Raw genomic sequence first — 26,400 nt, 5'->3', positions numbered from 1 at the left:
TCGGACGTGCTGTCGGGGGCGACGCCTACGGTGGCGCCATGGCTGGGACGACGACACGACGCGGGGCCCGCGGGCAGGCGGCCTTCCGCTGCTCCGAGTGCGGGTGGCAGACGGCCAAGTGGGTCGGCCGGTGCGGCGAATGTCAGGCCTGGGGCTCGGTCGCCGAGGCCGGCGCCGTCACCACCCGCACCACCGCGGCGGGGGCCGTCGAGCGGCCCGCGGTGCCCATCGGCGAGGTCGACGTCACCCGGGCGGTCGCCCGTCCCACCGGCGTCCCGGAGTTCGACCGCGTCCTCGGCGGTGGCCTCGTCCCGGGGGCCGTCGTCCTCGTCGCGGGCGAGCCCGGCATCGGCAAGTCCACGCTCCTGCTCGACGTCGCGGGGCGGGCGGCCCGCTCCGGCGAGCACGGCGAGCGTCGCGTTCTCTACGTCAGCGGCGAGGAGTCCTCGGCTCAGGTCCGTTCCCGGGCCGAGCGGATCGAGGCGATGGCCCGCACGCTCTACCTCGCGAGCGAGACCGACCTCGCCACGGTGCTGGGGCAGGTCGACCAGGTGCAGCCCGAGCTGCTCGTCGTCGACTCGGTGCAGACCATCTCCAGCGGTGACGTCGAGGGCTCGGCCGGCAACGTCGCCCAGGTCCGCGAGGTCGCGGCCTCGCTCATCCAGGTCGCGAAGGCCCGCGGTATCGCCGTCCTCCTCGTCGGGCACGTCACGAAGGACGGCTCGATCGCTGGGCCTCGGGTGCTCGAGCATCTCGTCGACGTCGTCGTCCAGTTCGAGGGTGACCGACACTCGCGGCTGCGGCTCGTCCGGGCCGTCAAGAACCGGTTCGGCCCCACCGACGAAGTCGGCTGCTTCGACCTCTCCGACGTCGGCATCGTCGGGCTCGCCGACCCCAGCGGGCTCTTCCTGTCCGGCCGCACCGCCGCGGTCCCGGGCACCTGCGTCACGGTGACACTCGAGGGCCGTCGCCCGCTCGTCACCGAGGTGCAGGCCCTCGTCACCCGGTCCACCCTCGCCACCCCCCGCCGCGCCACGAGCGGCCTCGACACCGCCCGCGTCAACATGGTGCTCGCCGTGCTCGACAAGCGGGCGGAGGCGCCGATCGGGGGGAGTGACGCCTACCTGTCGACGGTCGGCGGTGTCCGGCTCACCGAGCCCGCCGCCGACCTCGCCGTCACCCTCGCGCTCGCCGGTGCCATCACCGACCGGCCGCTGCCGGGCGGCACGGTCGCCTTCGGCGAGGTCGGGCTCGCCGGCGAGGTGCGCCCCTGCACCGGCGCGCACCGCCGTCTCGCCGAGGCGGCGCGGCTCGGCTTCACCCGGGCCATCGTCCCGCCGGGTGTCCTCGGCGCCGGGCCGGTGCCCGACACCATCTCCGTCCTCGAGGTCGGCACGGTCTCCGAGGCGGTCCTGCGAGGCCTGCACGCGGTGCCGGTCGCCTGACCTCCCGACCGGGCGAGCGTGCCCGCCGGGCATCCGCCGTGGGGGCACGTCGAAACGAGACCTCCCCGTGACCCGGCGCCGGTTAGGATTCCGCGTGACCGTTCCGGCATTCCGCCGTGCGTGGCGGGCCCGAACCGGCGAAGGGATGTGGAGTGAGCGTGCCGCAGAGCGACGACGACATCCTGCGCGCCACCCTCGCCGCCGTCGCCCCCGGCACCGAGCTGCGCGACGGGCTCGAGCGGATCCTGCGCGGCCGCACCGGCGCCCTCATCGTGCTCGGCCACGACCGTGTCATCGAGCAGATCGCCACCGGTGGCTTCCGCCTCGACATCGAGTTCTCGGCCACCCGCCTGCGCGAGCTCGCGAAGATGGACGGCGGGGTCGTCGTCGACCGTGACGTCACGCGCATCCTGCGCGCCGCCACCCAGCTGCTGCCCGACGCCGGGATCGAGACGATGGAGTCCGGGACGCGGCACCGGACGGCTGAGCGGGTCGCGATCCAGACGGGCCTGCCGGTCGTGTCGGTGAGCCAGTCGATGCGGATCATCCAGCTCTACGTGGCGGGTCGGCGGGTGGTCCTCGAGGACTCCAGCGCCATCCTGTCTCGGGCCAACCAGGCGCTGCAGACCCTCGAGCGCTACAAGTCCCGGCTCGACGAGGTCACCGGCACCCTCTCCGCCCTCGAGATCGAGGATCTCGTCACCGTCCGTGACGTCGCGAACGTCCTCCAGCGCCTCGAGATGGTGCGCCGGATCAAGGACGAGATCGCCGAGTACGTCGTCCAGCTGGGCACCGACGGGCGTCTGCTCAGCCTCCAGCTCGAGGAGCTCACCGGGGGCCTGTCCGACGACCTGGGGCTCGTCATCCGCGACTACCTCCCCGAGACCAAGGCCGGGTACTCACACGCCCAGGCCGTCGCCAACCTCACCGACATCGACAGCACCGAGCTGCTCGACCCGGCAGCCGGCGCCAAGGCGATGGGCTTCACCGTGGTCGGGGACTCCCTCGACTCGTCGGTGAGCCCGCTCGGGCACCGTCTGCTGTCGAAGGTCCCGCGCCTGCCCGGCGCCATCGTCGAGCGGCTCGTCGTCCACTTCGGGTCGCTGCAGAAGCTCCTCGCAGCGAACGTCGACGACCTCATGGACGTCGACGGGGTCGGCGAGGGCCGGGCGCGCCTCGTGCGCGAGGGCCTGTCGCGGCTCGCCGAGACCAGCATCCTCGAGCGCTACGTCTGAGGTGAGCGCGGTCGCGGTCCCGGTCCTGCACGACCGGGTGCTCTCCTGGTACGCCGAGCACGCGCGCCCGCTGCCGTGGCGCGACCCGTCCTGCACCCCGTGGGGTGTCTTCGTCTCCGAGGTCATGTCGCAGCAGACACCGGTCGGCAGGGTCGAGCCGGTCTGGCGGGAGTGGCTGCGGCGCTGGCCGACGCCCGCTGCGCTGGCCGCCGAGTCCCCCGGGGAGGTCGTGCGGGCGTGGGGCCGCCTGGGCTATCCGCGGCGGGCGCTGCGGCTGCACGGGGCCGCCGCGGCCCTGGTCGAGCGGCATGGCGGCGAGGTGCCCCGGGACGAGGAGGCGTTGCGCGAGCTGCCGGGCGTCGGGGCCTACACGGCGGCCGCGGTCGCGGCGTTCGCGCACGGGCAGCGGACGGTGGTCGTCGACACCAACGTGCGACGGGTCCTGGTCCGTGCGCTGCAGGGGCGCGCCCAGGCGGCGCCGGCGCTCACCGCAGCGGAGGGCAGGCTCGCGGCGTCCGTCGTTCCCGAGGACGCTGAGGCGGCGAGCGTCTGGAACGTCGCGGTCATGGAGCTGGGGGCGCTGGTGTGCCGGGCGCGCGGGCCACGCTGTGAGGCGTGCCCGCTCGTCGACCTCTGTGCCTGGGTGGCGGCGGGCAGCCCCGCCGATGCGGGACCGCCCCGGCGTGGCCAGGCCTGGCACGGCACCGACCGTCAGGTCCGCGGCGCGGTGGTGCAGGCCCTCCGCGAGAGCGCTGACCCGGTGCCGCGGGCCGTCCTCGAGCAGGTCGCCGACGACCCAGAGCAGGTCGACCGGTGCATCGCCTCGCTCGTCGAGGACGGTCTCGTCGAGCCCGCCGGAGTCGGTCACCTCCGCCTGCCGGTGTGACCAGCACGTGCTCCCGGCTCGCAGCCGACATACTCGAACCGTGACCCCGACCGCCGGTGCGCACCGCACCGTTGCCGAGCTCACTGCCTGCCTGCCGCACCTGCTCGCTGCTCCGCACGACGTCGGCACGCTCGACCTCGTGGTCCGCCGGCCTGCGCTGGGCGCGCGCGAGGTGCTGGCCGAGGGCGAGCTGGACGCGGCCGCCGGTCTCGTGGGGGACACCTGGGCCGTCCGAGGCAGCAAGCGCACCCCGGACGGCCGTCCCCACCCCGACATGCAGCTCAACGTCATGAGCGCTCGGATGGTGGGGCTGCTCGCGTCGGGCCGCGACCAGCAGGCCCTCGCCGGTGACCAGCTGTACGTCGACCTCGATCTCTCGCACGAGAACCTGCCGGCGGGCAGCCGGCTCGTGTTCGGCGAGCCCGAGCGCCGCGGCCCGATCATCGAGGTCACCGAGCAGCCGCACACGGGATGCGCGAAGTTCGTCGAACGCTTCGGAGCCGACGCCATGCGTTTCGTCAACGGCCCCGTGGGGCGGCCGCTGCGGCTCCGGGGTCTCAATGCACGCGTGGTCGCGGCCGGGCGGATCCGTCCGGGCGACACCGTCACCGTCGTCCGGCCTGATGGTGACGTCCCTGCCGGTTCCTGACCTCCGGCGTACCTGGCGTGACCTATTGGTCGATACGGGGACGGGTGGGGTGTACCTGGCGTGACCTATTGGTCGATGTGGGGACGGCGCAGGACGACGGCCCGCCCCCCATCAAGGGGGACGGGCCGTCGTCGGTGTGCTCGGCCGGTCAGCGGTCGAGCGGCCGGTCAGCGGTAGAGCGGCTGGGACTGCGGGTTCAGCTCGTCGAGCCGGACGTCCGCCGCCTTCTTGAGGCTGGGCTCGTTGAGCTTGAGGACGTCGAAGCCCTTCTGGATGTCCGAGCTGTAGACGTGACCGTTGTAGTAGTACGCCGACCACGTGCCACCGACGTTGGCCGGAGCCAGCGGGCCGCGCTCGAACCAGCCGAGCTCGCGCGGGTTCTCGGTGTCGGTGAAGTCCCACAGCGAGACCCCGCCCTGGTACCAGGACTGGACCATGACGTCACGGCCCTTGACCGGCACGATCGACCCGTTGTGCGCGACGCAGTTCTCGGAGTCGAACTGGTGCCGCGGGATCTTGAAGTACGACGCGAAGGTCAGCTCGTTGCTCTTGGACAGCTCGTAGATGGCGTTGGCCCCACGCGTCGGGCCGATGTCGGCGTTGCACGTCGCCGCGCCGCCGCCGCCGAGCTCGTCGGTGAAGACGACCTTGGTGCCCTTCTGGTTGAACGTCGCCGAGTGCCAGAACGCGAAGTTCTCGGTGTCGGTGACCCGCTCGATGACCGACGGGGCGGCCGGGTCCGAGATGTCGAGGATGACGCCGTCGCCCATGCAGGCGCCCGCGGCGATCTTCTTCGCGGGGTAGGCGGTGATGTCGTGGCAACCGGTGGTCGCCGAGTACCGGTGACCCTCGGAGTCGGTGCCGCCGGGGTTGCCGCCGTCGGGGAACAGGTTGGGGGCGGCGATGACCGAGGCCGTCTCCGGGGCGTCCTTGTCGACCTCGATGATCGAGATGGCGTCGTGCGGGGGCTGGCAGTCCGGGTAGTCCGCGCGCGGGGAGTAGCTGGACACGTAGATGTAGTCGGTGTCCCCGGCCGGCACGAGGGTGTTGGTGTGCGAGCCGCACGCGGTCTCGACGGCCTTGACGTACCGCGGCGCGGTCGGGTCGGAGACATCGAAGATCTTGATGCCCTCCCACGAGTTCTTGAGCGTCACCGACTGGGTCGTCGACGCGCACGAGGAGTCGCTGCGCGAGCTGTCCGTCGACAGGTACAGCAGGTCACCCGAGACGGTCACGTCGTTCTGCGACCCCGGGCAGTTGACCTGGCTCAGGGTCTTCGGAGCCGCAGGGTCCGAGATGTCGTAGATGATGAAGCCCTGGTAGTTCCCGACGTAGGCCCGGTCGCCCTGGAAGGCGATGTCGGTGCCGAACTGGCCCGTGAACGGCCCGACGTGCGGGACGTTCGCGAGATGCTCGATGTTCTTGCTGTGACCGACCTGGTCCGGGGCGAGGTCGGTGCCCGACAGGCCCAGCCCGTCACCGGCGGCCGCCGCGCTCACCCCGCCGCCCAAGGCCACGACTGCTCCCGCGGTGATGGCCGCGATGCGTCGGAAACGTGACATACCCACCCCTTCCTCTGGGGAGGCGCCGGAGCCCCATGCGGTCCAGCGTCCTCGGGAGGGTCCGGCTCACAATGCCGTGCCGACGCGCTCGATGGACCCCGGCGTGAGTAAAGAAATGGCAAGGAACGATCGCGCCTGCCACGTGGTGTCGAGGGCTCCGGTTCCGCGTCATACAGTGGCGCCGTGCCGATCCACCGACCCTCGACCCGACGCCGCCGTGCGGGCGCCGCGCTCGTGGCCGGGGTCGCCGCCCTCCTCACCGGGTGCAGCGGCGGCGACGCGGCGCCGGCGGTCACGGCCAGCGCCGGCAGCGTCCCCGTCCTGCAGCCGGGCAGCCCGGGCGAGCCCAACACGACGCTCACGGGCCCCGCGGCCACGCCCGTCGTCAGCGCCAGCGCCTCCCCGGAGGACACCCGTTTCCTCCAGGACATGATCGCCCACCACGCGCAGGCCATCGTGATGGTCGACACCGCCGGGAATCGGTTCTCGGACACTCAGGTCGCCAGCCTGGCTTCGCGGATCCGCGACGAGCAGGGCCCGGAGATCGCGGCGATGGCGGGGTGGCTCGAGGCGCGCGGCCAGGACGTGCCCCCCGAGGCGGCCAACCCGCGCCTCGCCGACCACGGTGCCCACGCGGGGATGCCGGGGATGGCCTCCGAGACCCAGCTCGCGCACCTGGCCCAGGCCCGCGGGTCTGACGTCGACCGGCTCTTCCTCGCGCTCATGATCGCCCACCACGAGGGGGCGCTGACGATGGTCGACGAGCACGCCAAGGGGGCTGCGGACGAGCGGGTCGAGGAGCTCGCCGCCGAGATCACCGCCACCCAGTCCAAGCAGATCGGGCAGATGAACGACATGCTCGAACGCCTCACCTGAGCGCGCCCCCACCACGCAGCCGGGAGCCCGCACCGCTGCCGCGACCGCGGCATGTCGCAGAATGCGAGGCATGCCCGAGGGACACACGCTCTACGCGCTCGCGCGCGACCTGCACGCCGCCTTCGCCGGCACCGCCCCCGAGGTGACGAGCCCGCAGGGGCGCTTCGCCGAGGGCGCGGCCCGCGTCAGCGGCCGCCCGTTCCTCGGCGCGACCTCCCGCGGCAAGCACCTGTTCCTCGAGGTGGACGGCGAGCTGTGGGTCCACGTCCACCTCGGGCTCATCGGCACCTTCACCATCGACGAGCGGCCCTGGACGGCCGAGGTGCCCGTCGTCGGCCAGGTGCGGATGCGCCTCGCGACCCCCGAGCACGTCGCGGACCTGCGCGGCCCCAACCTGTGCGCCGTCGTCACCCCGGACGAGGTCGCCGCGGTCCTCGCCCGGCTCGGTCCCGACCCCCTGCGCCCGGACGCCGACCCCGACCTCGCCTGGCGGCGGATCTCGCGGTCGGCACGGACCGTCGGCGAGCTGCTCATGGACCAGGCGGTGCTCGCCGGCGTCGGCAACGTCTACCGGTCCGAGGTGCTCTTCCGGCACCGGCTCTCGCCGATGACCGAGGGCCGTCGGCTCCGCCCGGCGTCGTGGCGGCTCGTGTGGGACGACCTGGTCCGGCTGATGCCGCTGGGGGTGGCGACCGGGCGCATCGTCACCGTCGAGGAGCAGGTCCTCGCCGTCGAGGCGGCGCTGGGCCGTGGCGAGGTCCCGCGTCTTCAGGAGCGGACGTCGTACGTCTACCGGAGGGACGGGCAGCCGTGCGAGCGGTGCGGGTCGAGGATCCGGACCCGGGTCGTCGCGGGGCGCAACCTGTTCTGGTGCGGGAACTGCCAGCGGCGTCGTTGACCCCAACTCCGTGACACCGGTACCCGGCGACTGGTAGGCAGGGACCCGTGACGATCCGCGGCGCCGACGCGCACCTCGTCGAGCCGGGGCACCTGCCGACCCCGTTCACCGCCGAGGAGATCCGCCGGGGCTGCCCCGACGGGCGGACCATCGTTCTCCGGGTCGAGCCGGCCGGGCAGCCTCCGCAGACGCGCACCGTCACCTTCGTCGGCGGGGATGCGAGGGGGACGACCCAGGTCCGGGCCCCGCTCGGGGCCGACGGGAGGCCCGGCCCGGAGACGGGCCGCGACCGGTCGACGTGGCGCTCGCTCCAGGCGCACGCCTCGTTCCCCCGGGAGCGGTCGACGGTGCAACGAGCCCGCCTCGACCATCCCCTCGGCGACCTCGACTGCTTCCGGTACACCGTCAGCGACGGCGACGCGGTCGACACCTACTGGTTCGACCGCACCCGCCCCGGGATGCCGGTGCTCCTGGAGTCCCGGCGCGGCTCCGAGGTCGTCCTGCGGGTCACCGTCGTGTCCGACGAGGTCCACCCGGGCTGAGCCGCCTGCACGTCGGGTCAGTGCGCGTCCAGCGCCACCCTGACCGCTCCGGCCGCGGCCGTGAACGCCGGCAGGTCCGCGTCCCCGACAGGCAGCAGCGCGACGGCGTCGGCCCCGGCGGCGGCGTAGGCGAGGACCCCCTCGGCGACCCGCTGCGGGTCGCCCCACACCTCGGTGGCCGGCGCGTCCGCCGGGACGTCGAGCCGGAGCCGGTGCTCGGCGATCCGCTGCTCGCCGTCCGCGCCGAACGCGCAGGGCAGGAACGTCGTGACCTCCGGCCGGGGTCTTCCGGCCGTCGCCGCGGCGTCCGCCACCCGCTGCACGACGGACCGCAGCCGCTCGGGGGTGTAGCCACCGGGGACGACGAGCCCGTCCCCGAGGGCGCCGACGAGGTCGAGGGTGCGGGGCCCCTCACCCGCGAGGTGCAGGGCGAGCGGGGAGTGCGGCGGCCAGGACAGCCGGACGTCGTCGAGCCGGACGTACTCGCCCGCCGTCGTCACGGTCTCCCCGGCGAGGAGCCGCTGCAACGCCTCGGTGTACTCGCGCAGCAGGGTGAGCGGGGACCGCGGGCGCGCACCGACCTGGTCCATCCAGCCCTGGACCCCGTGCCCGATGCCCGCTACGAGCCGCCCGGGGTGGATGCGCTCGAGGGTCGCGAGCTCCATCGCGGTGAGTGCGACGTTCCGCAACGGCACCGGGAGGACGCCGATGCCGACCCGGATGCGCGCCGTGGCGCCGAGGGCGGACGCGGCGGACGCGATGCCGCCCTCACGGAAGCAGTCCTCCCAGACCCACAGCTGGTCGAGCCCGGCGTCCTCGGCGGAGCGCGCGAAGGGCAGGAGGGCTTCGGGCTCGAGCCCGGGGTGGAAGATCGTGCCGAGCGTGGTCATCGGCCCAGTGTGCCCGCGGCCCGGGGGTAGACCCGCACTTCCGGGTGGTTTCACCCGCTGACCCCGACCACCCGTCGGTCGCGACTCGTCCGTTCGGCCGAGTTCTCTGCGACACGGCGGCCAATCCGCCTGAGCAGGAGCCCGTCCGGGGTGGTCGGCCCTAGTGTCCTGCGATGTCGGACCGGGAGCGGGCCGCAACGGGGGGATCGGCGAGCCGAGTGCACCGCGCCCCCGGCTGCTCCTCGGTCACGACGACTCTCGTGAACCCGACCCAGGAGCCTCGATGCCCTTCCCCCTGCCCGCGCGCGCTGCGCGGGTCCGTCTCACCCGGGCCCTGCGTCCGGTGCTCGCCGTCCTCCTTGTCGCGCTGGGTCTCGTGATCCCCGCGACCGCAGCCCACGCCAACACCCCCGGCGGGGCGACCCGCACCACCGCGGTGCCGCTGCCCGTCGCCGACCTGGACTCCTCGTTCGTCGCGAGCAACGCGCACATGACGACGCCCCGGGGCACCGACGGGCAGTCCTGGAACAACGTCGCGTGGTACTCGTGGGTGCCGGCTGAGACCGTGTCCGTCTACATGCGGGCGACGTCACTGAGCCCCGGCGGGTGGGACAACACCCTCGAGGTGTGGCGCAGCGGCAGCCTCGTCACCCAGAACGACGACTCGTACGGGCTCGACGCCGCGCTCAGGGTCACGCTGCAGGCCGGCGTGCGGTACGAGATCGGTCTGGGCGGCTTCTCGACGTACTCCCGCGGCACCGTGAACCTCACCTTCTCGACCCGGGTGCCGTCGGCTCCGCGCGCCGTCGCCGCGCAGGCGCAGGACGGCGCGGCCGCCCTGTCGTGGACCGCCCCGAGTGACACCGCGGGTGGCGTCACGTCGTACACCGTCTCCTGCGGTCCCGTCGGAGACGCCCGGTCCGACTGCGGCAGCGTCCGGGGGACCCCGCCCGTGACGTCGATGGACGTCGTGGGGCTGAGGAACGGGACGGAGTACGAGTTCGTCGTCACCGCCGAGAACATCCTCGGTTCCTCACCCGCATCCGACGCCGTGACGGCCACTCCGCTGGCGGTCACCTCGACGACGGTCACGATCGAGCCCGCCGAGCCGACCAGCGGCGAGCCGTTCGCGCTCCGGGTCGCCGTCTCCGGCGTGACCGGTGGCACCGTCCACCTCACCTTCGACGGCGTGGCGCACACCCTGCGGCTCGGCGACGACGGCACCGACGTCCTCACCGACATCGTGCGCGGCGTCGGCTCCTACGCCTACGCCGCGGAGTACGCCGGCACGCGCGGGACCGCCCCGTCCGCGGCCTCCGGCGACGTCGTCGTCGCCAAGCGCGCCCAGACGGTCACCGTCGGGGCACTGCCCGAGGACCTCGTGTACGCCGGGACGCCGGTCGAGCTGTCAGCCACCTCGAGCGCCGGGCTACCGGTCACCTTCGCCGCCGACGGCGCGTGCGTGGTCCGGGACGGGACGATGCTCCACCTCGTCGACGTCGGCACGTGCACCGTCACCGGCCGGTCCGCCGGTGACGAGGAGACCCTGGCCGGGGAGGGTGTCGCCACCGCGGAGGTGGGCAAGCGCTCGCAGTCGCTCGTCCTCGCACCGCTGCCGCCCCTGGTCTACGGTCAGGACCCCGTCCAGCTCACCGCAGCGTCCTCGGTCGGGCTGCCGGTCGCCCTCACGGGTGACGGAGCCTGCACCGTCGAGAACGGGCTGCTCACCGTCACCGATGTCGGGGGCTGCACGGTGACCGCCGCCCAGCCCGGAGACGACCACACCGCGGCCGCCGAGTCGGTCGTGGGCACCGAGGAGGTCGCGCTGCGTGACCAGGTCGTCTCGATCGACGCCTTCGACGCCCCGACCCTCGGGGCGCCGACCACCGGCGTCACGGGTTCCTCCGAGTTCGACCTCCCGGTCACCCTCGCGGCCTCCGGCGCCTGCGCGTTCGACGGTGACGAGCTCGTGGCCCTCGCTGCGGGACCGTGCGTCGTCACGGCGGACGCCGACGGCGACCGGCTGACCAACCCGGGCTCGGCGAGCCGCACGGTCGAGATCGCCGACGTCGACACCGACGTCGCGGCCGGGATCGACGCGTCCATCGGCGACCGGGTCGCCGGTGCGCCGGTCTCGGCGGTCGGCTCCGGTCTCCAGCCGGGGAGCACCCTCACCCTGACGGTCCGCTCGACCCCGCAGATCCTCGGGACCGTCGAGGTCGCCGCTGACGGCACGGCCCGGATCGACGCGGTCCTGCCGCGCACCCTCGAGAGCGGAGAGCACCGGCTCATCGCCGACGGGAACGCCTTCGACGGCGGGGCCGTCCAGGGTGTCCTGCGCTTCGGCCTCGGCCGGGACGGCACCTTCGTCCTTCTCGGGGACGAGCGAGCCGTGACCGCCCTGCCCGTCGTGCCGGTCGCCCTCGCGGCCACCGGGGTGAGCGGCGCGCTGCAGGCGCTCGCCACCCTCGCCCTCCTCGCGATCGGTCTCGGTGTCGGGCTGGTCCTCGTGCGCGGGCGCCTCGAGCGGCTCTCGGCCTGACCCACACGCGACGCCCCTGGCCCGGTGCACCCGGACCGGGGGCGTCGCGCGCGTCCCTGTCCGCCCTCGGCGAACGCGCCGGGTGGGCGGAACACCGCAGACCTGGGTAGGCGTTGACCAGTACGTCGACGCGCCCGCGTGCCGCTTCTTGAGCGGTGGCGGCACCGCCCCCAGGTGGCGCGACTAGCATCGAGGGGACTCGACGTCAGGAGTAGCACCATGTTCGAACGGTTCACCGACCGCGCCCGCCGGGTGGTCGTCCTCGCACAGGAGGAGGCCAGGGGGCTCAACCACAACTACATCGGGACCGAGCACATCCTGCTCGGCCTCATCCACGAGGGTGAGGGCGTGGCGAGCAAGGCCCTCGAGAGCCTCGGCATCAGCCTCGAGGCAGTCCGCGAGCAGGTGCAGGAGATCATCGGCCAGGGCCAGCAGGCCCCGACCGGGCACATCCCGTTCACGCCCCGCGCCAAGAAGGTCCTCGAGCTGAGCCTGCGCGAGGCCCTCCAGCTCGGGCACAACTACATCGGCACCGAGCACATCCTGCTCGGCCTCATCCGCGAGGGTGAGGGCGTCGCGGCCCAGGTGCTCGTCAAGCTCGGCGCCGACCTCTCCCGCGTGCGCCAGCAGGTCATCCAGCTCATCTCGGGCTACCAGGGTGGCAAGGAGGGCGCCGCCGCCGGTGCCGGCGCGGCCCAGGGCGGCCCCGCCGAGGGCACGCCCGCGGGCTCCCTCGTCCTCGACCAGTTCGGGCGCAACCTCACCCAGGCCGCCCGCGAGGGCAAGCTCGACCCGGTGATCGGGCGCGAGAAGGAGATCGAGCGGGTCATGCAGGTGCTGTCCCGCCGCACGAAGAACAACCCGGTCCTCATCGGGGAGCCCGGGGTCGGCAAGACCGCCGTCGTCGAGGGGCTGGCCCAGGACATCGTCAAGGGCGAGGTGCCCGAGACGCTCAAGGACAAGCAGCTGTACACCCTCGACCTCGGCGCGCTCGTCGCCGGCAGCCGCTACCGCGGTGACTTCGAGGAGCGGCTGAAGAAGGTCCTCAAGGAGATCCGCACTCGCGGCGACATCGTGCTGTTCATCGACGAGATCCACACCCTCGTCGGGGCCGGCGCGGCCGAGGGCGCCATCGACGCCGCGAGCATCCTCAAGCCGATGCTCGCCCGCGGTGAGCTGCAGGTCATCGGGGCGACGACGCTCGACGAGTACCGCAAGCACATCGAGAAGGACGCGGCCCTCGAGCGCCGCTTCCAGCCGATCCAGGTGGCCGAGCCGACGCTGGCGCACGCCATCGAGATCCTCAAGGGCCTGCGCGACCGCTACGAGGCGCACCACCGGGTGTCCATCACCGATGCCGCCCTCGTCGCCGCCGCCAACATGGCCGACCGCTATGTCAACGACCGGTTCCTCCCGGACAAGGCGATCGACCTCATCGACGAGGCGGGCGCCCGGTTGCGGATCCGCCGGATGACCGCACCGCCGGACCTGCGCGAGTTCGACGAGAAGATCGCGGCCGTCGTCCGTGAGAAGGAGTCGGCCATCGACGGCCAGGACTTCGAGAAGGCCGCCCGCCTGCGCGACGACGAGAAGAACCTCCGCAGCGAGAAGGCCAAGCGCGAGGCCGAGTGGAAGTCCGGCGACATGGACGTCATCGCCGAGGTCGACGAGGAGCTCATCGCCGAGGTCCTCGCCGCCTCGACCGGCATCCCGGTCTTCAAGCTCACCGAGGAGGAGTCGAGCCGGCTGCTCCACATGGAGGACGAGCTGCACAAGCGCGTCGTGGGCATGGACGAGGCCATCAAGTCGCTCTCGCAGGCGATCCGGCGTACCCGGGCCGGCTTGAAGGACCCGCGCCGTCCCGGTGGCTCGTTCATCTTCGCCGGCCCCACCGGCGTCGGGAAGACCGAGCTGGCCAAGACGCTCGCCGAGTTCCTCTTCGGCGACGAGGACAGCCTCATCCAGCTCGACATGTCCGAGTACAGCGAGAAGCACACCGTCTCGCGCCTGTTCGGCTCGCCCCCCGGCTACGTCGGGTACGAAGAGGGCGGGCAGCTCACCGAGAAGGTGCGCCGCAAGCCGTTCAGCGTCGTCCTCTTCGACGAGGTCGAAAAGGCGCACCCGGAGATCTTCAACAGCCTTCTCCAGGTGCTCGAGGACGGTCGCCTCACCGATTCCCAGGGCCGCATGGTCGACTTCAAGAACACGGTCATCATCATGACGACCAACCTCGGCACCCGGGACATCTCCAAGGGCACGCTCGGCTTCTCGGCCGGCCCCGACACCCGGTCGGACTACGACCGGATGAAGAACAAGGTCATCGACGAGCTGAAGCAGCACTTCCGCCCGGAGTTCCTCAACCGCGTGGACGACACCATCGTCTTCCCGCAGCTGAGCCAGAGCGAGATCGTCCAGATCGTCGACCTCGAGATCGCCAAGCTCGACAAGCGGCTCAAGGACAAGGACATGGGCATGGAGCTCACCCCCGCCGCGCGGAACCTCCTCGCGACGAAGGGCTACGACCCCGTCCTCGGCGCGCGCCCGCTGCGGCGCACGATCCAGCGGGAGATCGAGGACGTCCTCTCGGAGAAGATCCTCTTCGGCGAGCTGAAGTCCGGCGAGATCGTCGCGGTCGACGCCACCGGCGAGACCAAGGACGACACGTTCACCTTCACGGGGACGCCGCACAGCCGGGGCATCGAGCTCCCGGTCGTGGCGGCGGACGCCACCGAGAGCTGACGTTTCTCCACTCGTCGACGGCCCCCGACCGCATGGTCGGGGGCCGTCGACGTTTGTCGGCGACAAAGGTCGTTGAAAGCTGACGCTTTTGTTTCAGCCCGAATTCATCGAGCGTGGATCATCAATCTCGTGCGGACCGGAGTCCCTGAACAAAACTTGACGTTTCCTTTACCCCATCAAACGCCGACATCACGCACACTTGTTTGTGCAAGGGCCTCCGGGGCCTCTTGCAGCGGCCCGCCACCACCCCTGCGGTGGCGGGCCGCACCCATGCCCGGTCCTCGGTGTCGCCGCTGCGGCGGACCCCACTACGCTGCCGACGTGTCGACGCCCGATCCCCGCCCGCTGACCCCCGTCGTCCGGCCCGCCCGCCCCGCGGACGTCCGGGCCATCCGAGGCCTCGTCGCCCCGCTCGCCGAGGCCCGCGTCCTCCTGCAGAAGGAGGCCGTCGCCTACTACGAGTCGGTCGCGGACTTCGTCGTCGCCGAGCTGGACGGTCGGATCGTCGGCTGCGGGGCGATGCACGTGCTGTGGGAGGACCTCGGGGAGGTGCGGACCCTGGCGGTCGACCGGTCGGTGCTCGGCCGGGGCGTCGGGGCGGCGATCCTCCAGCGTCTCGTCGACCGGGCCCGGGAGCTGGGGCTGTCGCGGCTGTTCTGTCTGACCTTCGAGACCCGGTTCTTCGAGCGGCACGGTTTCGAGCCCATCGAGGGCCAGGCGGTCGACCCCCAGGTGTACGCCGAGCTGCTGCGGTCCTACGACGAGGGCGTGGCGGAGTTCCTCGACCTCGAGCGGGTCAAGCCGAACACGCTCGGCAACACCAGGATGCTCCGGGTGCTCTGAGCCGGGCCGACCCCCGGCCTCAGGACGGTCGCCGGGCGGTCGCCTCGCGCGACGCCTCGTCCTCGGTCTGGTCCTCGGTCTCGTCCTCGGGCTCGTCCTCCTCGGCGTGTGGCTGCTCGGAGCCGGCCGCCTCGCCCGGTGCCACCCCCGGGCCACTGGAGTGCCGCGACCGCCGCGGTGCGGGCGCCGCCCGACGGCGGACCGCGAGCACACCGAACCAGCCACCGCCGACGAGAAGGAGCAGGCCGGCCAGCGGCAGGCCGAGCCCGAGGGCCAGGGCCCAGCCGGCCCGGTCGGTGGCGTCCTGAGCGGCGGCTCGTGCCTCCGCGACCTCACCGCCGTCGAGCAGCACCTCGGCCCGGTCGGCCCGGTCCTCGACCCCGAGGACGGTGGCCCCGAGGTCGGTGAAGGGGTCGTCGGCGGCGTCGGCGGCACGGCGGGCCGCACCGACCGCCGTGATGGCGTCGGCGGCCGCGGGCAGCGACGTCGTGAGCGCGGCGTAGTCGTCCTCGAGGCTGGCCCGCTCGTACGACAGCCGCACCCGGTCGGGGACGTCGAGGCCGGTGCGCTCGGCGGCCTGCTGGACGGCACGGGCATCGTCGCCGAGATCGGCCACGGCCGCCCTGACCGAGCCGGCGCGCTCGAAGTCCCACGAGGACAGCGCGTCGCGCAGACCCTCGGGTGGCAGCCAGGCCCCGTCGGCGGTGTCGACCTGCTCGTACCCGGCGCGCTCCCGCTCCCTGGCCGCCAGCTGGTCCTCCTGCTCGGGGGTGAGCACCCACTCCACGAACACGTCCGGCGCGTCCTCGACTCCGCCCCGGGTCTGGACCAGGTCCAGCCAGTCCGACCACGACGTGCGCCCCGCGCTCGGGGTGACGGTGCCCGCCGGGTCGTAGGCGCGCTCACCCCGGATGCCGGCTCCCACCACCCCGGCGAACTCGTCGTCGTCCAGGCCACCCAGCAGGGTCGTCATCACCTGGTAGGAGGCGGGGTAGGCGTAGGAGTCGACATCGCCCGAGCGGTCGCCGGCGTCACCCTCCCACGCGTTGAGCGCGACGGCGCCGTCGGCCGAGCGCGCCACCGAGGCACGCTGCGCGGGCGTGCCCCCGGTGGCCTTCACCGCCCGCTCGGCGATGGCCTGGGCGAGACCCTCGAACAGCCACCGTTCGTCGAATCGGTCGCCGGAGACCCATGCGTGGGACAGCTCGTGGAAGATGAGGTCGTCGTCGAGCTGCTCGCCGACGACGATCTCGTCCCCCGTCGGGTCGAACCAGCCGTCGAAACCCCGCAGCGACGGCGCGGCGTCCTCGCGGATGCGCTGCAGCCCGCCGGGCCACGGGTTGTCGACGAGGTCCACGAGCGTGGGGAGGCCGTCGGTGACGGTGTCCGCGACGAACGCGGCCCACTGGTCGTCGTCGGGGAAGCTCTCGAGAACGAACGAGAGGTCACCGACGTCGACGACGCGCTCGCTGGTCTGGCTCGGGTCGCGCAGCGACACGACCGACCACAGTCCGCCCTCGAAGGTGTTCTCGGTGGCGGTGTAGGTGGAGGTGTCCCCGGAGCCGCCGCTGTCGTACAGGTCGACGGTGCTCGTGAACGTCATATCGGCCGGCGCGACCACCTGCACGGTGTTGCGCCCCTCGTCGCCGGGCCCGTAGGCGACGAACGTGGCGTAGCCCGGGCCCACCCGGGTCTGGTCCGCCGAGCGGGCCGCCTCGCCGACGATGTCGAAGGTGAGCTCGATGCGACGGCGGTCGCCGTAGGTGAGGTTGGGGAAGGAGATGCGGGCCAGGGAGGTGCTGGGGTCGTCGGTGGCCCGCACCGAGACCGGCAGGGTCGACCCTTCGCTCCTGGCCACGACGCGCTCCGAGCTGGTGGGGATCGGGACGGCGTAGGCGTCGAAGTAGTACGTGTACACGCCACCGTCGCCCTCACGGTCGGGGCTGACGTTGCGCAGGTCGAGGGTCATCGTCGCGCGGACGACCTCGGACTTCGCCCCGACGACGTACCGGCTGCTCGCCTGAACGGTGAGACCCTCCTCGGAGGCCACCGCCGAGGCGGCGCCACCGACGGCGGAGGCCGCGGCGACCCCGGCCGCGAGGGCCAGGCCCAGCACCCGGCGCAGCCTCGTGGTCATGGTTCCTCCGTGTGCCTCGCCCGGCCCACCGGTCCTGGTCGTGACTCGATGCTAAGCACTGGCACGGCGGAGCGTAACCCGAACTCCCCGCCCGGACGGGCGAGTGCGCGCGACGCGCGGAGCGGGTCGCGGTCGGGCGCAGCAACTCCCGCCCGGACGACCCCTGCTCAGCTCGCCTTCTTCTCCGTCTTCTTCTCCGCCTTCTTGCTCGCGCTCTTCTTGGCCGTCGCCTTCTTGGCCGTCTTCTTCGCGGTGCCCCGCTCCGAGCCGGACGAGGGCGCCTCGCCCCGGCTCGCCTTGGCCTTCTCGACCGAGCGCGACAGGGCCGCGAGCAGGTCGACCACCTCGCCGGACTCCTCCTCCTCGGCGGCGGCCACCTGCACCTCGCCGCCCTCGACCTTGGCGCGGACGAGCTCCTTGACCGCGATCGCGTAGTCGTCCTCGTACTCGCTGGGGTCGTAGTCGCCGGCGAGCTGGTCGATGAGCATCTTCGCCATGTCCATCTCCTGCTTCGTGGCCTGCTGCTCCTCGTCGACGTGGGCGAAGTCGGCGGCTCGGACCTCGTCGGGCCACAGCATCGTCTGCATGACGATGACGCCGTCGCGTACCCGCAGGACCGCCATCGTCATCCGGGTCCGGATGGACACCGTGACGATGGCCATCCGCTTCTCCTTCTCGAGCGCGTCGCGGAGCAGGACGTACGGCTTGGTCGCCGACTTGTCGGGCTCGAGGTAGTACGACTTGTCGAGCCACATCGGGTCGATCTGGTCGGCGGGCACGAACTTCGTGACGCCGATCTCCTTGGACGTCTTGCTCGGCAGGTCGGCGAAGTCCTCGTCGGTGAGGACGACCATGTCGCCGTCCTCGGTCTCGTACCCCTTGGCGATGTCGTCGTAGCTGACCTCCTCGCCGTCGATGGAGCAGGTGCGCTTGTACTTGATGCGGCCGCCGTCCTCGCGGTGGACCTGGCGGAACTGGACGTCGTGGTTCTCGGTGGCGGAGTACAGCCGCACGGGCACGTTGACGAGGCCGAAGGAGACCGCGCCCTTCCAGATCGCACGCATCGTGGTCACGTCCTTTGCGTCGGCGCGCCGGGTCGGCGCGGCGTCATCCCAGCGTAGGCGCCATGCCCGGTCCGGCGGGAGTCCCGGTGCGCCTCACGCCCGGACCGCCGGAGACGGTCCGGGCTGTCAGCGGGCCGCGCCCTCGACCGCCTGCACGAGGGCGTCCAGGGGCGGGGGCAGGTCCCACGGGTCGAGTCGCTCCGCGAGACGGGCGGCGAGCCGCGCCTTGCGGCCGGAGCCGGCTCCCGCGAACCGGTGCAGCTGGTCGGCGACCGGCTGGTCCCGCCACTGCGGCATCTGCGCGAACGTCCGGAACCCCGCCAGCTCGGCCATCCCCGCGAGCACGTCGACGACGACCGTGGGTCCGACCGCCCCGATGAGCACGTCCTCCAGGTCACGCTCGCACGCGAAGACCCCGTGCCACGTGAGCTCCTCGGTGGTCTCGGCGCGGACGCCGTGCCGGCGCAGGGCGCCGGCCGCGAACCGCACCTCACCCGCGTCGACGAGGACGAGCACGTCGGGGCCGGGCCCGCCGAGGTCCTCGAGGTGGCGGGCGAGGTTCGTGACCCCGCCCATCGCCCGTACCTCGGCCTCGGTCCCGCGTGCAGCGAGCACGACCCGGACGACGACGGCGTCGCTCTCGCCCTCGACGAGCACCACAGGGGGCCCCGGCCGAGGTGCCGGCTCCGCGGCAGTCATGCCGTGACGCTAGCCGAGCGATCGCCGACGCGTCAGCCGCTCGAGGCGGCAGGATGGAGCCATGCGCCCGATGCTCGCGACCGCCGCGGACGCCCCGCCGCACGGCCCGCAGTGGGTGCACGAGGTCAAGTGGGACGGCATGCGCGTGCTCGTCGACGTCCGGGGTGGCCGGGTCACCGTCACCTCGCGGACCGAGCGGGACGTCACGGCCGCCTTCCCCGAGCTCGACGCGCTCGCCGACACCTACGACGACCTGCTGCTCGACGGCGAGGTCGTCGCGCTCGACGACGGCCTGCCGAGCTTCCACGCCCTGACCGAGCGGATGCACGTGGGGGAACGGCGCCGGGCCGAGCGGCTCGCGCGCAGCCGGCCCGTGACGCTCATGGTGTTCGACCTCCTGCGGCTCTTCGGTCAGGACCTCACCGGGCAGCCGTGGAGCGCGCGCCGGGCGCTCCTCGAGAAGCTCGAGCTCGACGGTCGGTCGTGGCAGGTGCCGGAGGTCCACGACGACGGGGACGTGCTGCTGCGGGTCACCGGCGAGCAGGGACTCGAAGGCGTCGTGAGCAAGCGCCGCAGCGCGGCGTACACCCCGGGTCGGCGGTCGGCGGACTGGCGCAAGGTGGCGCATCGCCGGACGTACTCGGTCGTGGTCGGGGGATGGCGACCCGAGGCGGGGTCCGGGGCGTCGTCGGGTGACCGGCTCGGGGCCGTCCTCGTTGGGCTTCCCGACGGCGACGGAGGGTGGCGGTACGCAGGGCGGGTCGGGTCCGGGCTCGCCGGCTCGGCCGGTGTGGCGCTGCTCCGCCGGTTGCGTGGTGCCGGGCGGCAGGGGTCCCCGTTCTCCGACGAGGTGCCGCGAGTCGACGCCTCCGGGACGACGTGGGTCGAGCCGCGCGTCGTCGTGGAGGTGCGCACCCTGCAGCTGACGGCCGCCCACCGGCTGCGCCAGCCGAGCTACCTGGGGGTCCGCCACGACCTCACGCCCGAGGATCTGCAGGAGGTCGGCGATGGCGGCTGACCCCCAGGTCACGAGGGTCGAGGTGGCGGGGCGCCGGCTCCGGCTGACGAGCCTCGACAAGGTGATGTACCCCGCCACCGAGACCACCAAGGGTGAGGTGCTCGACTACTACGCCCGCGTGGCGGACGTCCTGCTGCCGCATCTCGCCGGGCGGCCGGTCACCCGGGTCCGCTGGCCCCACGGGGTCGAGGACCAGCAGTTCTTCGAGAAGAACCTGCCGTCGGGGGCGCCGTCCTGGCTGCCGAGGGTGCCCGTCGACGACGTCACCTACCCGCTCGTCACCGGGGTCGCCGAGCTGACCTACCTCGTCAACCTCAACTCCCTCGAGCTGCACGTGCCCCAGTGGACGGTGGACGAGGAGGGCGACCCCGAGAACCCGAACCGGCTCGTCATCGACCTCGACCCGGGAAAGCCCGCGGGACTCCACGAGTGCGCCCAGGTCGCCCTCATCGTCCGCGACCGGCTCGACCGGCTCGGGCTGGACCTCTACCCCGTCACCTCCGGCAGCAAGGGCATGCAGCTGTACGCGGGGCTCGGAGGTGACCTCACGTCCGAGGAGGTCCGCGACCTCGCGCAGCAGCTCGCCCAGGAGCTGACGAAGAAGCACCCGGGCCTGATCCTCTGGAAGATGACGAAGAGCCTGCGTCCGGGCAAGGTGTTCCTCGACTGGAGCCAGAACGTCGCGGCGAAGACGACGATCAGTCCCTACTCGCTGCGCGGTCGCGAGCTGCCCCACGTCGCCGCCCCCCGGACGTGGGCCGAGGTGGAGGCCGGCGCGCAGGACCCGGCCGCCCTGACCCAGCTGATGTTCGACGACGTCCTCGACCGCCTCGCGGAGCACGGGGACCTGATCGCCGACCTGCCGTAGCTGCCATAGCTGCCCGGGCAGGGGCGGCACACCCACCGCACAGCGGCCGCACAGGCCGGTCATCCGTCCGCGCGCGACGCTGGATCCATGACCAGGACCAGCCGCACCCGATCCGCCCGCCTCACCGTTCGGCGCGTCGCCGGGGCGGTGACGTCCGCCGCCGCCGTCGCGCTCGTCGGGACCGTCGCGCTGCCCGCGGCCACCGCGGCCGCCGCGGGGATCGTCGACGACCGCCCCCGCCCGGTCGTCACCGCCCGCTCCCCGACGGCCCTCCCGGCCTCGACGTCGACGGGGGTCCGGGCGGTCGTCCACCGGTGGGATGACGGCCGGTGGGTCCGCGACGACACCGGCTGAGTGGTGGCCCGCCGAGAACGCACCCCGCATATCGCCGGCACCGGCACCGGCGGGTCCGACGCCTTCGGAATCGTGCGCCGCGACCATTCCCACGGCATTTCCCGGGACCGTCTGGACGATCCTCGCGGTGGTCAGCGTGCCTTTCGGCCCGGTCCGGATTCGCTACGGTTCCGTGGGCAGCCGGCGCATTCGACGCAGCCGGGGAGGGCGTAGATGAGGCAGCACGAGGCCCGCTCGAGGACGCCGGCCCGGGCGCGTCCGAGGACGGTCTCGGCCTCCTGGCGGGCCGCAGCCCACATGTCGTCGACGAGGGCGTGCCGGGTCCGCGGCCCGAGCGGGACGAGCGCCGGGTACCGGTCGGCAAGGGGTGCCGCCACGGCGCGGTAGTCGCGTTCCGCCTCGTCGAGCCGGCTGTCCACGTCGCGGGGGTCCGGCACGATCCGGGCGAGCCGGACGGCGGTGGGGACGAGGGTGGAGCCGACGGTGAAGGTGAGGTCGGCGAGGTCCGCAGCCCGCCACGGCCCTGCGGCGGCTGCATGCGCCGCGGTGTGAGCCGGCAGCTGGAGCAGCCACTGGAGGACGAAGACGGCGGCGACGCCGGGGGGCGCTGTCCCGTCGTACCAGCGGGCGTGGAGCCGGGACAGGCCCCGTTGCCAGGCTTCGGGTTCGGTGTCCAGGCGGTGCGGCAGCGGTGGGCCGCCGGCGCTGAAGTGCAGCCAGGCCTGCTGCGCGGACATGCGCGCGGCGGCGGCCCCGGGGTCGGGAGCCGCCGCCGCGTCGGACGGGTGTCCGGGGGTCAGGAGTTGGCCTTCTCGTAGGCCTCCTGGACCTCGGTGGAGATGCGGCCGCGATCGCTGATGTCGTACCCGTTGGCGCGGGCCCACTCGCGGATGGCGCCGACGTCACGACGGCCGCCACGCCCGGAGGCCCTGGAGGTGCGCCGGCCGCCGGTGCGCTCGGCGTGCCCGATCCACAGCGCGAGGGAGTCGCGCAGCTTGGCGGCGTTCTCCGCCGTGAGGTCGATCTCGTAGCTCACGCCGTCGAGGGCGAACGTCACGGTCTCATCGGCGGCCGACTCCTTGTCGACGTCGTCGACGAGCAGGACCTGCACCTTCTTGGCCATCTGGGTGTCCTTCGGGGTGGGTTTTCGTGGGAGCACATCGAGGATGCACCATCGGGGTATGAAGAGCGTATAGGCAAGGTAAAGGCGGAGTAAAGAGCAGGATTGCGGAATCTCGTGCGGAATCCTCCGCAGATGCGACGTCAGTCGTCGGCAGTGGGCGTCTCGGGCCCATTGTCGCCGGCATTCTCGTGCCCGTCCGCACCCTTCTCGAAGCGCCGCTGCGCCAGCCGCTCACGCCGGTCGCCCTCGATCATCCGCTTGATGATCGCGTAGAAGAACGCGGCGACGACGATCGTCGGGACGAGGGCGGCCACATAGGGGAGGAGGGCGTCCATGCTCAGGCCTCCGGCTTCAGGTGCGGGAACAGGATGGTCTCGCGGATGTTCGCCCCGGTGAAGAACATGACGAGCCGGTCGACGCCGAGCCCCAGCCCGCCCATCGGCGGGGCGCCGTACTCCAGGGCGCGCAGGAAGTCCTCGTCCAGCTGCATCGCCTCGGGGTCGCCGCCGGCGGCGCGCAGGGACTGGTCGGTGAGGACCTTCCGCTGGATGACGGGGTCGACGAGCTCGGAGAAGCCGGTGCCCCGCTCGACTCCGCCGATGATGAGGTCCCAGGCCTCGATGAGGCCCGGGGTGTCGCGGTGCGGGCGGGCCAGCGGCTGGGCGATGGCGGGGTAGTCGCACAGGAAGGTCGGCTGCAGAAGGCGAGGCTCGACGAGCTCGCCGAGCAGCTCGAGGAAGATCTTGTCCTTCTCCAGTGCCGGGTCGACCTCGACGCCGTGCCGCTCGGCGTACCCGAGCAGCGTCTCCTTCGGCGTCTCCAGCGTCACGGTCTCGCCGACGACCTCGCTGACGGCGTCGTACACGGGCAGCCACCGCCACTCGCCGTCGAGGTCCACCGTGCCCGCCGGGGTCTCGACCTGGCGGGAGCCGAGAGCGTCGGCGACCCCGAGGTAGAGGTCGCGCATCAGGGCGCCGATCGTGCGCTGGTCGCCCCAGGCCTGATAGGCCTCGAGCATCGTGAACTCAGGGGAGTGCGTCGCGTCGACACCCTCGTTACGGAAGATCCGGCCCATCTCGTACACCCGGTCGACCCCGCCGACGACGGCCTTCTTGAGATTGAGCTCGAGGGCGATGCGCAGGACCATCGGGTGGTCGAAGGCGTTCATGTGGGTGCGGAACGGCCGGGCGGCGGCCCCGCCGTGGACGGTCTGGATCACCGGGGTCTCGACCTCGACGTAGTCCTGGCCCTCGAGGACCCCGCGGATGGCGCGCAGCGCCGTCGCCTTGGTGCGGACCATGTCGCGCGCCTCCTGGCGCACGACGAGGTCGGCGTAGCGCTGCCGGACCCGGGACTCCTCCGACAGCTCCTTGTGCAGCACCGGCAGGGGGCGCAGGGCCTTGCTCGCCATGCCCCATCCGGTCGCCATGACCGACAGCTCACCGCGGCGCGAGCTGATGACCCGGCCCTCGACGGCGACGTGGTCGCCGAGGTCGACATCGCTCTTCCAGGCGGCGAGCCGGTCCTCGCCGACCTCGGCGAGGCTGAGCATCACCTGGAGCCGGGTGCCGACCCCCTCCTGGAGCGTCGCGAACGCCAGCTTGCCGGTGTTGCGGATGAAGACCACGCGGCCGGCGACCCCGACGACGTCCTGGGTCTCCTCGCCCTGCTCGAGGTGCCCCCAGCCGTCGCGGACCTCGGCGAGGGAGTGGGTGCGGGGGACCGACACCGGGTACGCCTGCGCGCCACCGGCGAGGATGCGGTCGCGCTTCTCACGGCGCACGCGCATCTGCTCGGGGACGTCGGCCTCGGCGACGGGCGGGGCGGGTGCATCGGTCACGAGGGTCAAGCCTACGAGGTGCCGAGGGCCCGGCGTCACCGTCCACCCCTCCCCGACTTCTCATGCTGGCGTCCGCGCGACCCGCCGTTCCGGCGGGGTGTCCCGCGGACGCGGGCATGAAAAGTGGGGAAACCGGGTCGGCTCGTCCTGACCCTGGGATCTGCGTCCCGGCTATGACAGTATGACCTGACATTTGCTGTCGCACGTCCGTGAAAGGACCCCGCCGTGCCCGAGTCCAAGGCCCGCAACACCACCGACCCGCGCTACTCGAAGCTCACGCTCGGGGTGTGCCCCGACCAGTGGGGGGTCTGGTTCCCGCAGGACGAGAAGCAGATCGACTGGGGCGTCGCCCTCGACGAGATGGCGGAGGCCGGCTTCTCGGTCATGGAGACCGGCCCCTTCGGCTACTTCCCGACCGACCCGGCCCGGCTCAAGGCCGAGATGGACGCCCGGGGCTTCCGGGTCGTCGCCGGCACCGGCTGGGGCATCCTGCACAAGGAGGAGGCCTGGGCCGATACCGAGACGCTCTTCCGTGCGATCGGTGAGACGCACGCCGCCGTCGGCGCCGAGTACGTCGTCCACCTGCCCCCGATGTTCCGCGACGAGAAGACCGGCGCGTACATCGACGACAAGGTCCTCACGACGGACGCCTGGAACCTCTACGTCCGCAACGCCGACCGCCTGGGCCGGATCATGAAGGAGGACTACGGCCTGAAGATGGTGCTGCACCCGCACGGTGATAGCCACATCGAGACCCCGGCGGACATCGACCGGATCTTCGAGGCCACCGACCCCGAGTACGTGGGCTTCTGCCTCGACACCGGGCACATCGTCTACGGCGCCGGCGACCCGATGGAGCTGTGCCGCAAGTACCCCGAGCGCATCTCGTACGTGCACATCAAGGCCATGGACCAGGCGCTGGTCCAGCAGGCGCACGACGAGGACTGGCCGTTCGTCAAGGCGGTCCACGCCGGTGTCTCCGTCGCGCCCCCGGCGGGCCTGCCGGACATGCGCGACCTCATCGAGGCGCTCGCCGACCTCGACAAGGAGCTGTACGTCGTCTGCGAGCAGGACATGTACGGCTGCCCGAAGGACCAGCCGCTGCCCATCGCCGTCCGGACCCGCGAGTACCTCGCCTCGCTAGGCCTCGGCCTCCCCTGACCCCGACTCTCCTGACCCCGACTCTCCTGACCCCGCCCTACCCCGACTTTTCATGCCGCGGTCCGCGCGGCACGCCGCTCAGGCGGCGTGTCCCGCGGACGCTGGCATGAAAAGTCGGGAAGCAGGGGGAGGGGTCAGCGCTCGTCGACCATGATGTCGATGGAGTAGTCCTCTGCCCGGTAGCAGTGGTCGCCGAACTCGACGGCGCGGCCGGCGGCGTCGAACGCCATCCGGGTCATCGTCAGCACCGGGTGCTGGCCGCGGATGCCGAGGTGCTTGCGCTCCGCGCTCGTCGGCATCCGGGCCCCGAAGGTCTGCCGGGCGACGACGGGGCGCACCCCGCGGGCGCGCAGCGCCGCGTAGAGGCCGGTCTCCTCGAGCTCGGCCTCGCTGATGTCGGAGTACTGCGGCGGCAGCCAGTTGTGCATGTAGGCGACGGGGTCGTCATCGGCCGTGCGCACCCGCACGACGAGCAGCAGGGGCGTGTCGGGGTCGAGGTCGAGGGCCGAGGCGGCCCGCTCGTCGACGACGGTCTCGAACCGCACGATCGTGGTGCTCGGGTGCCGGCCTGCCCGCCGCAGGTCGTCCCAGAGGCTCGTCAGCTCGGCCCGCCGGTGCACCTTGCGGTTCGCGACGTGGGTGCCGAGGCCGCGGCGGCGCACGAGCAGCCCCTGGTCGACCATCTCCTGGATGGCGCGCCGCACCGTCGGACGGGACAGGCCGAGACGCTGGGCCAGGGCCACCTCGTTCTCGAAGGCGTCACCCGGCTGGAGCCGACCGTCCGAGATCGCGGCGCTCAGCTGCTCCGACAGCTGGTGGTACAGCGGCACCGGGGAGTCCCGGTCGATCTCGACACTCACCAGTTGCGGGTCCACGAGCAGAACTGTAGAGCAGAGGGTGAGGAAATCCGACGTTCCTGAGGTCCTCATATCAGAATGTAAGGACAAACTCTTGACATGGTGTCTTCCCTCGGGCGAGAGTGGGTCCGCCACCAGTGGCGCTCGCACGGCGAGTGCCCGACACGAAGGA

24 protein-coding genes are annotated in these 26,400 nt (G+C 72.5%); 14 read left to right on the top strand and 10 right to left on the bottom strand.

Going from position 1 to position 26,400, the window contains the following annotated elements:
• The first annotated feature begins 38 nt into the window (after positions 1-38).
• The 4 genes from radA (at position 39) to Q0963_RS07990 (ending at position 4,215) form a co-directional block, all read left to right on the top strand.
• Positions 39-1,445 carry a DNA repair protein RadA gene (gene radA, locus Q0963_RS08005; RefSeq protein WP_299444886.1) on the top strand — a complete coding sequence of 469 codons (1,407 nt, stop codon included), beginning with the start codon at positions 39-41 and terminating at the stop codon, positions 1,443-1,445.
• 158 nt (positions 1,446-1,603) lie between these two features.
• Entirely contained in the window at positions 1,604-2,680 is a 1,077-nt protein-coding gene (disA, locus tag Q0963_RS08000; protein WP_299445006.1) for a DNA integrity scanning diadenylate cyclase DisA, read from the top strand.
• Between the two features lies 1 nt (position 2,681).
• Entirely contained in the window at positions 2,682-3,566 is an 885-nt protein-coding gene (locus tag Q0963_RS07995; RefSeq protein WP_299444885.1) for an A/G-specific adenine glycosylase, read from the top strand.
• Positions 3,567-3,606: 40 nt separating this feature from the next.
• Positions 3,607-4,215 carry a hypothetical protein gene (locus Q0963_RS07990; protein ID WP_299444884.1) on the top strand — a complete coding sequence of 203 codons (609 nt, stop codon included), beginning with the start codon at positions 3,607-3,609 and terminating at the stop codon, positions 4,213-4,215.
• Positions 4,216-4,382: 167 nt separating this feature from the next.
• On the opposite strand, the gene Q0963_RS07985 is transcribed toward Q0963_RS07990, so the two are convergent.
• The gene (locus Q0963_RS07985; protein WP_299444883.1) at positions 4,383-5,777 is read right to left on the bottom strand and encodes an LVIVD repeat-containing protein; all 1,395 of its coding nucleotides are present in this window, start codon (positions 5,775-5,777) and stop codon (positions 4,383-4,385) included.
• Between the two features lie 183 nt (positions 5,778-5,960).
• Here Q0963_RS07985 and Q0963_RS07980 point away from each other — a divergent pair, with 183 nt between their 5' ends.
• From Q0963_RS07980 to Q0963_RS07970, 3 genes are all read left to right on the top strand, one after another.
• Positions 5,961-6,653: a DUF305 domain-containing protein gene (locus Q0963_RS07980; protein WP_299444882.1), complete on the top strand. Its 693-nt coding sequence runs from the start codon at positions 5,961-5,963 to the stop codon at positions 6,651-6,653.
• A 70-nt stretch (positions 6,654-6,723) separates the two neighbouring features.
• Complete coding sequence (locus Q0963_RS07975) at positions 6,724-7,551, top strand: Fpg/Nei family DNA glycosylase (protein WP_299444881.1); 828 nt, start codon at positions 6,724-6,726, stop codon at positions 7,549-7,551.
• Between the two features lie 47 nt (positions 7,552-7,598).
• Positions 7,599-8,093, top strand: coding sequence for a hypothetical protein (locus Q0963_RS07970; protein ID WP_299444880.1), 495 nt, complete (start codon positions 7,599-7,601; stop codon positions 8,091-8,093).
• Positions 8,094-8,110: 17 nt separating this feature from the next.
• Here Q0963_RS07970 and Q0963_RS07965 read toward each other — a convergent pair whose 3' ends face one another.
• Positions 8,111-8,983 carry an LLM class flavin-dependent oxidoreductase gene (locus tag Q0963_RS07965; RefSeq protein WP_299444879.1) on the bottom strand — a complete coding sequence of 291 codons (873 nt, stop codon included), beginning with the start codon at positions 8,981-8,983 and terminating at the stop codon, positions 8,111-8,113.
• Between the two features lie 283 nt (positions 8,984-9,266).
• Between Q0963_RS07965 and Q0963_RS07960 the strand changes: the two genes are divergently transcribed.
• The 3 genes from Q0963_RS07960 to Q0963_RS07950 all read left to right on the top strand — a co-directional run bounded on the left by Q0963_RS07960 (position 9,267) and on the right by Q0963_RS07950 (position 15,107).
• Positions 9,267-11,525 carry a fibronectin type III domain-containing protein gene (locus Q0963_RS07960; RefSeq protein ID WP_299444878.1) on the top strand — a complete coding sequence of 753 codons (2,259 nt, stop codon included), beginning with the start codon at positions 9,267-9,269 and terminating at the stop codon, positions 11,523-11,525.
• 219 nt (positions 11,526-11,744) lie between these two features.
• On the top strand, positions 11,745-14,264 hold the full coding sequence (locus tag Q0963_RS07955; RefSeq protein ID WP_299444877.1) for an ATP-dependent Clp protease ATP-binding subunit: 2,520 nt from the start codon (positions 11,745-11,747) through the stop codon (positions 14,262-14,264).
• Positions 14,265-14,585: 321 nt separating this feature from the next.
• A complete protein-coding gene (locus tag Q0963_RS07950; protein ID WP_299444876.1) occupies positions 14,586-15,107 on the top strand; it encodes an amino-acid N-acetyltransferase in 522 nt (173 codons plus the stop codon).
• Between the two features lie 19 nt (positions 15,108-15,126).
• On the opposite strand, the gene Q0963_RS07945 is transcribed toward Q0963_RS07950, so the two are convergent.
• The 3 genes from Q0963_RS07945 to Q0963_RS07935 all read right to left on the bottom strand — a co-directional run bounded on the left by Q0963_RS07945 (position 15,127) and on the right by Q0963_RS07935 (position 19,007).
• The gene (locus Q0963_RS07945; protein ID WP_299444875.1) at positions 15,127-17,244 is read right to left on the bottom strand and encodes a hypothetical protein; all 2,118 of its coding nucleotides are present in this window, start codon (positions 17,242-17,244) and stop codon (positions 15,127-15,129) included.
• Between the two features lie 167 nt (positions 17,245-17,411).
• Positions 17,412-18,308, bottom strand: a complete 897-nt coding sequence (locus tag Q0963_RS07940; RefSeq protein ID WP_299445005.1) for a Ku protein — start codon at positions 18,306-18,308, stop codon at positions 17,412-17,414.
• A gap of 126 nt (positions 18,309-18,434) precedes the next feature.
• Positions 18,435-19,007, bottom strand: a complete 573-nt coding sequence (locus Q0963_RS07935; RefSeq protein ID WP_299444874.1) for an ATP-dependent endonuclease — start codon at positions 19,005-19,007, stop codon at positions 18,435-18,437.
• A gap of 61 nt (positions 19,008-19,068) precedes the next feature.
• Here Q0963_RS07935 and ligD (Q0963_RS07930) point away from each other — a divergent pair, with 61 nt between their 5' ends.
• From ligD (Q0963_RS07930) to Q0963_RS07920, 3 genes are all read left to right on the top strand, one after another.
• Positions 19,069-20,025 (top strand): non-homologous end-joining DNA ligase, encoded by a 957-nt coding sequence (gene ligD, locus Q0963_RS07930; RefSeq protein WP_299444873.1) that lies wholly within the window; start codon positions 19,069-19,071, stop codon positions 20,023-20,025.
• A complete protein-coding gene (gene ligD, locus Q0963_RS07925) occupies positions 20,015-20,893 on the top strand; it encodes a non-homologous end-joining DNA ligase (protein WP_299444872.1) in 879 nt (292 codons plus the stop codon). Before ligD (Q0963_RS07930) ends, ligD (Q0963_RS07925) begins: the two co-directional genes overlap by 11 nt.
• Positions 20,894-20,980: 87 nt before the next feature.
• On the top strand, positions 20,981-21,247 hold the full coding sequence (locus Q0963_RS07920; protein ID WP_299444871.1) for a hypothetical protein: 267 nt from the start codon (positions 20,981-20,983) through the stop codon (positions 21,245-21,247).
• Positions 21,248-21,378: 131 nt separating this feature from the next.
• Here Q0963_RS07920 and Q0963_RS07915 read toward each other — a convergent pair whose 3' ends face one another.
• The 4 genes from Q0963_RS07915 to Q0963_RS07900 all read right to left on the bottom strand — a co-directional run bounded on the left by Q0963_RS07915 (position 21,379) and on the right by Q0963_RS07900 (position 24,159).
• Positions 21,379-21,984 carry a (2Fe-2S)-binding protein gene (locus tag Q0963_RS07915; protein ID WP_299444870.1) on the bottom strand — a complete coding sequence of 202 codons (606 nt, stop codon included), beginning with the start codon at positions 21,982-21,984 and terminating at the stop codon, positions 21,379-21,381.
• A 59-nt stretch (positions 21,985-22,043) separates the two neighbouring features.
• Positions 22,044-22,370, bottom strand: a complete 327-nt coding sequence (locus Q0963_RS07910) for an Lsr2 family protein (RefSeq protein ID WP_299444869.1) — start codon at positions 22,368-22,370, stop codon at positions 22,044-22,046.
• 140 nt (positions 22,371-22,510) lie between these two features.
• The gene (locus Q0963_RS07905) at positions 22,511-22,705 is read right to left on the bottom strand and encodes a lysyl-tRNA synthetase (RefSeq protein ID WP_299444868.1); all 195 of its coding nucleotides are present in this window, start codon (positions 22,703-22,705) and stop codon (positions 22,511-22,513) included.
• Between the two features lie 2 nt (positions 22,706-22,707).
• Entirely contained in the window at positions 22,708-24,159 is a 1,452-nt protein-coding gene (locus Q0963_RS07900; protein WP_299445004.1) for a lysine--tRNA ligase, read from the bottom strand.
• 276 nt (positions 24,160-24,435) lie between these two features.
• Between Q0963_RS07900 and Q0963_RS07895 the strand changes: the two genes are divergently transcribed.
• The gene (locus tag Q0963_RS07895; RefSeq protein WP_299444867.1) at positions 24,436-25,371 is read left to right on the top strand and encodes a TIM barrel protein; all 936 of its coding nucleotides are present in this window, start codon (positions 24,436-24,438) and stop codon (positions 25,369-25,371) included.
• Positions 25,372-25,505: 134 nt separating this feature from the next.
• Here the strand turns inward: Q0963_RS07895 and Q0963_RS07890 are convergent, their stop codons facing one another.
• A complete protein-coding gene (locus Q0963_RS07890) occupies positions 25,506-26,246 on the bottom strand; it encodes a GntR family transcriptional regulator (RefSeq protein WP_299444866.1) in 741 nt (246 codons plus the stop codon).
• Between the last annotated feature and the right edge of the window lie 154 nt (positions 26,247-26,400).

The sequence above is a fragment of the uncultured Phycicoccus sp. genome (genome assembly GCF_947495705.1).
Lineage (GTDB): Bacteria > Actinomycetota > Actinomycetes > Actinomycetales > Dermatophilaceae > Phycicoccus.
The sequence above is the reverse complement of the archived record's forward strand: the minus strand, read 5'-3'. Positions and strand labels throughout refer to the sequence as shown.

What these genes read in the sequence shown, in the direction of transcription:
- radA (WP_299444886.1), top strand. Translation starts at nt 39, where the DNA reads ATGGCTGGGACGACGACACGACGCGGGGCCCGCGGGCAGGCGGCCTTC.
- Q0963_RS07935 (WP_299444874.1), bottom strand. Translation starts at nt 19,007, where the DNA reads ATGACTGCCGCGGAGCCGGCACCTCGGCCGGGGCCCCCTGTGGTGCTC.
- Q0963_RS07940 (WP_299445005.1), bottom strand. Translation starts at nt 18,308, where the DNA reads ATGCGTGCGATCTGGAAGGGCGCGGTCTCCTTCGGCCTCGTCAACGTG.
- Q0963_RS07985 (WP_299444883.1), bottom strand. Translation starts at nt 5,777, where the DNA reads ATGTCACGTTTCCGACGCATCGCGGCCATCACCGCGGGAGCAGTCGTG.
- ligD (WP_299444872.1), top strand. Translation starts at nt 20,015, where the DNA reads ATGGCGGCTGACCCCCAGGTCACGAGGGTCGAGGTGGCGGGGCGCCGG.
- Q0963_RS07915 (WP_299444870.1), bottom strand. Translation starts at nt 21,984, where the DNA reads ATGTCCGCGCAGCAGGCCTGGCTGCACTTCAGCGCCGGCGGCCCACCG.
- Q0963_RS07975 (WP_299444881.1), top strand. Translation starts at nt 6,724, where the DNA reads ATGCCCGAGGGACACACGCTCTACGCGCTCGCGCGCGACCTGCACGCC.
- Q0963_RS07945 (WP_299444875.1), bottom strand. Translation starts at nt 17,244, where the DNA reads ATGACCACGAGGCTGCGCCGGGTGCTGGGCCTGGCCCTCGCGGCCGGG.
- Q0963_RS07955 (WP_299444877.1), top strand. Translation starts at nt 11,745, where the DNA reads ATGTTCGAACGGTTCACCGACCGCGCCCGCCGGGTGGTCGTCCTCGCA.
- ligD (WP_299444873.1), top strand. Translation starts at nt 19,069, where the DNA reads ATGCGCCCGATGCTCGCGACCGCCGCGGACGCCCCGCCGCACGGCCCG.
- Q0963_RS07900 (WP_299445004.1), bottom strand. Translation starts at nt 24,159, where the DNA reads ATGCGCGTGCGCCGTGAGAAGCGCGACCGCATCCTCGCCGGTGGCGCG.
- Q0963_RS07920 (WP_299444871.1), top strand. Translation starts at nt 20,981, where the DNA reads ATGACCAGGACCAGCCGCACCCGATCCGCCCGCCTCACCGTTCGGCGC.
- Q0963_RS07965 (WP_299444879.1), bottom strand. Translation starts at nt 8,983, where the DNA reads ATGACCACGCTCGGCACGATCTTCCACCCCGGGCTCGAGCCCGAAGCC.
- Q0963_RS07960 (WP_299444878.1), top strand. Translation starts at nt 9,267, where the DNA reads ATGCCCTTCCCCCTGCCCGCGCGCGCTGCGCGGGTCCGTCTCACCCGG.
- Q0963_RS07905 (WP_299444868.1), bottom strand. Translation starts at nt 22,705, where the DNA reads ATGGACGCCCTCCTCCCCTATGTGGCCGCCCTCGTCCCGACGATCGTC.
- Q0963_RS07910 (WP_299444869.1), bottom strand. Translation starts at nt 22,370, where the DNA reads ATGGCCAAGAAGGTGCAGGTCCTGCTCGTCGACGACGTCGACAAGGAG.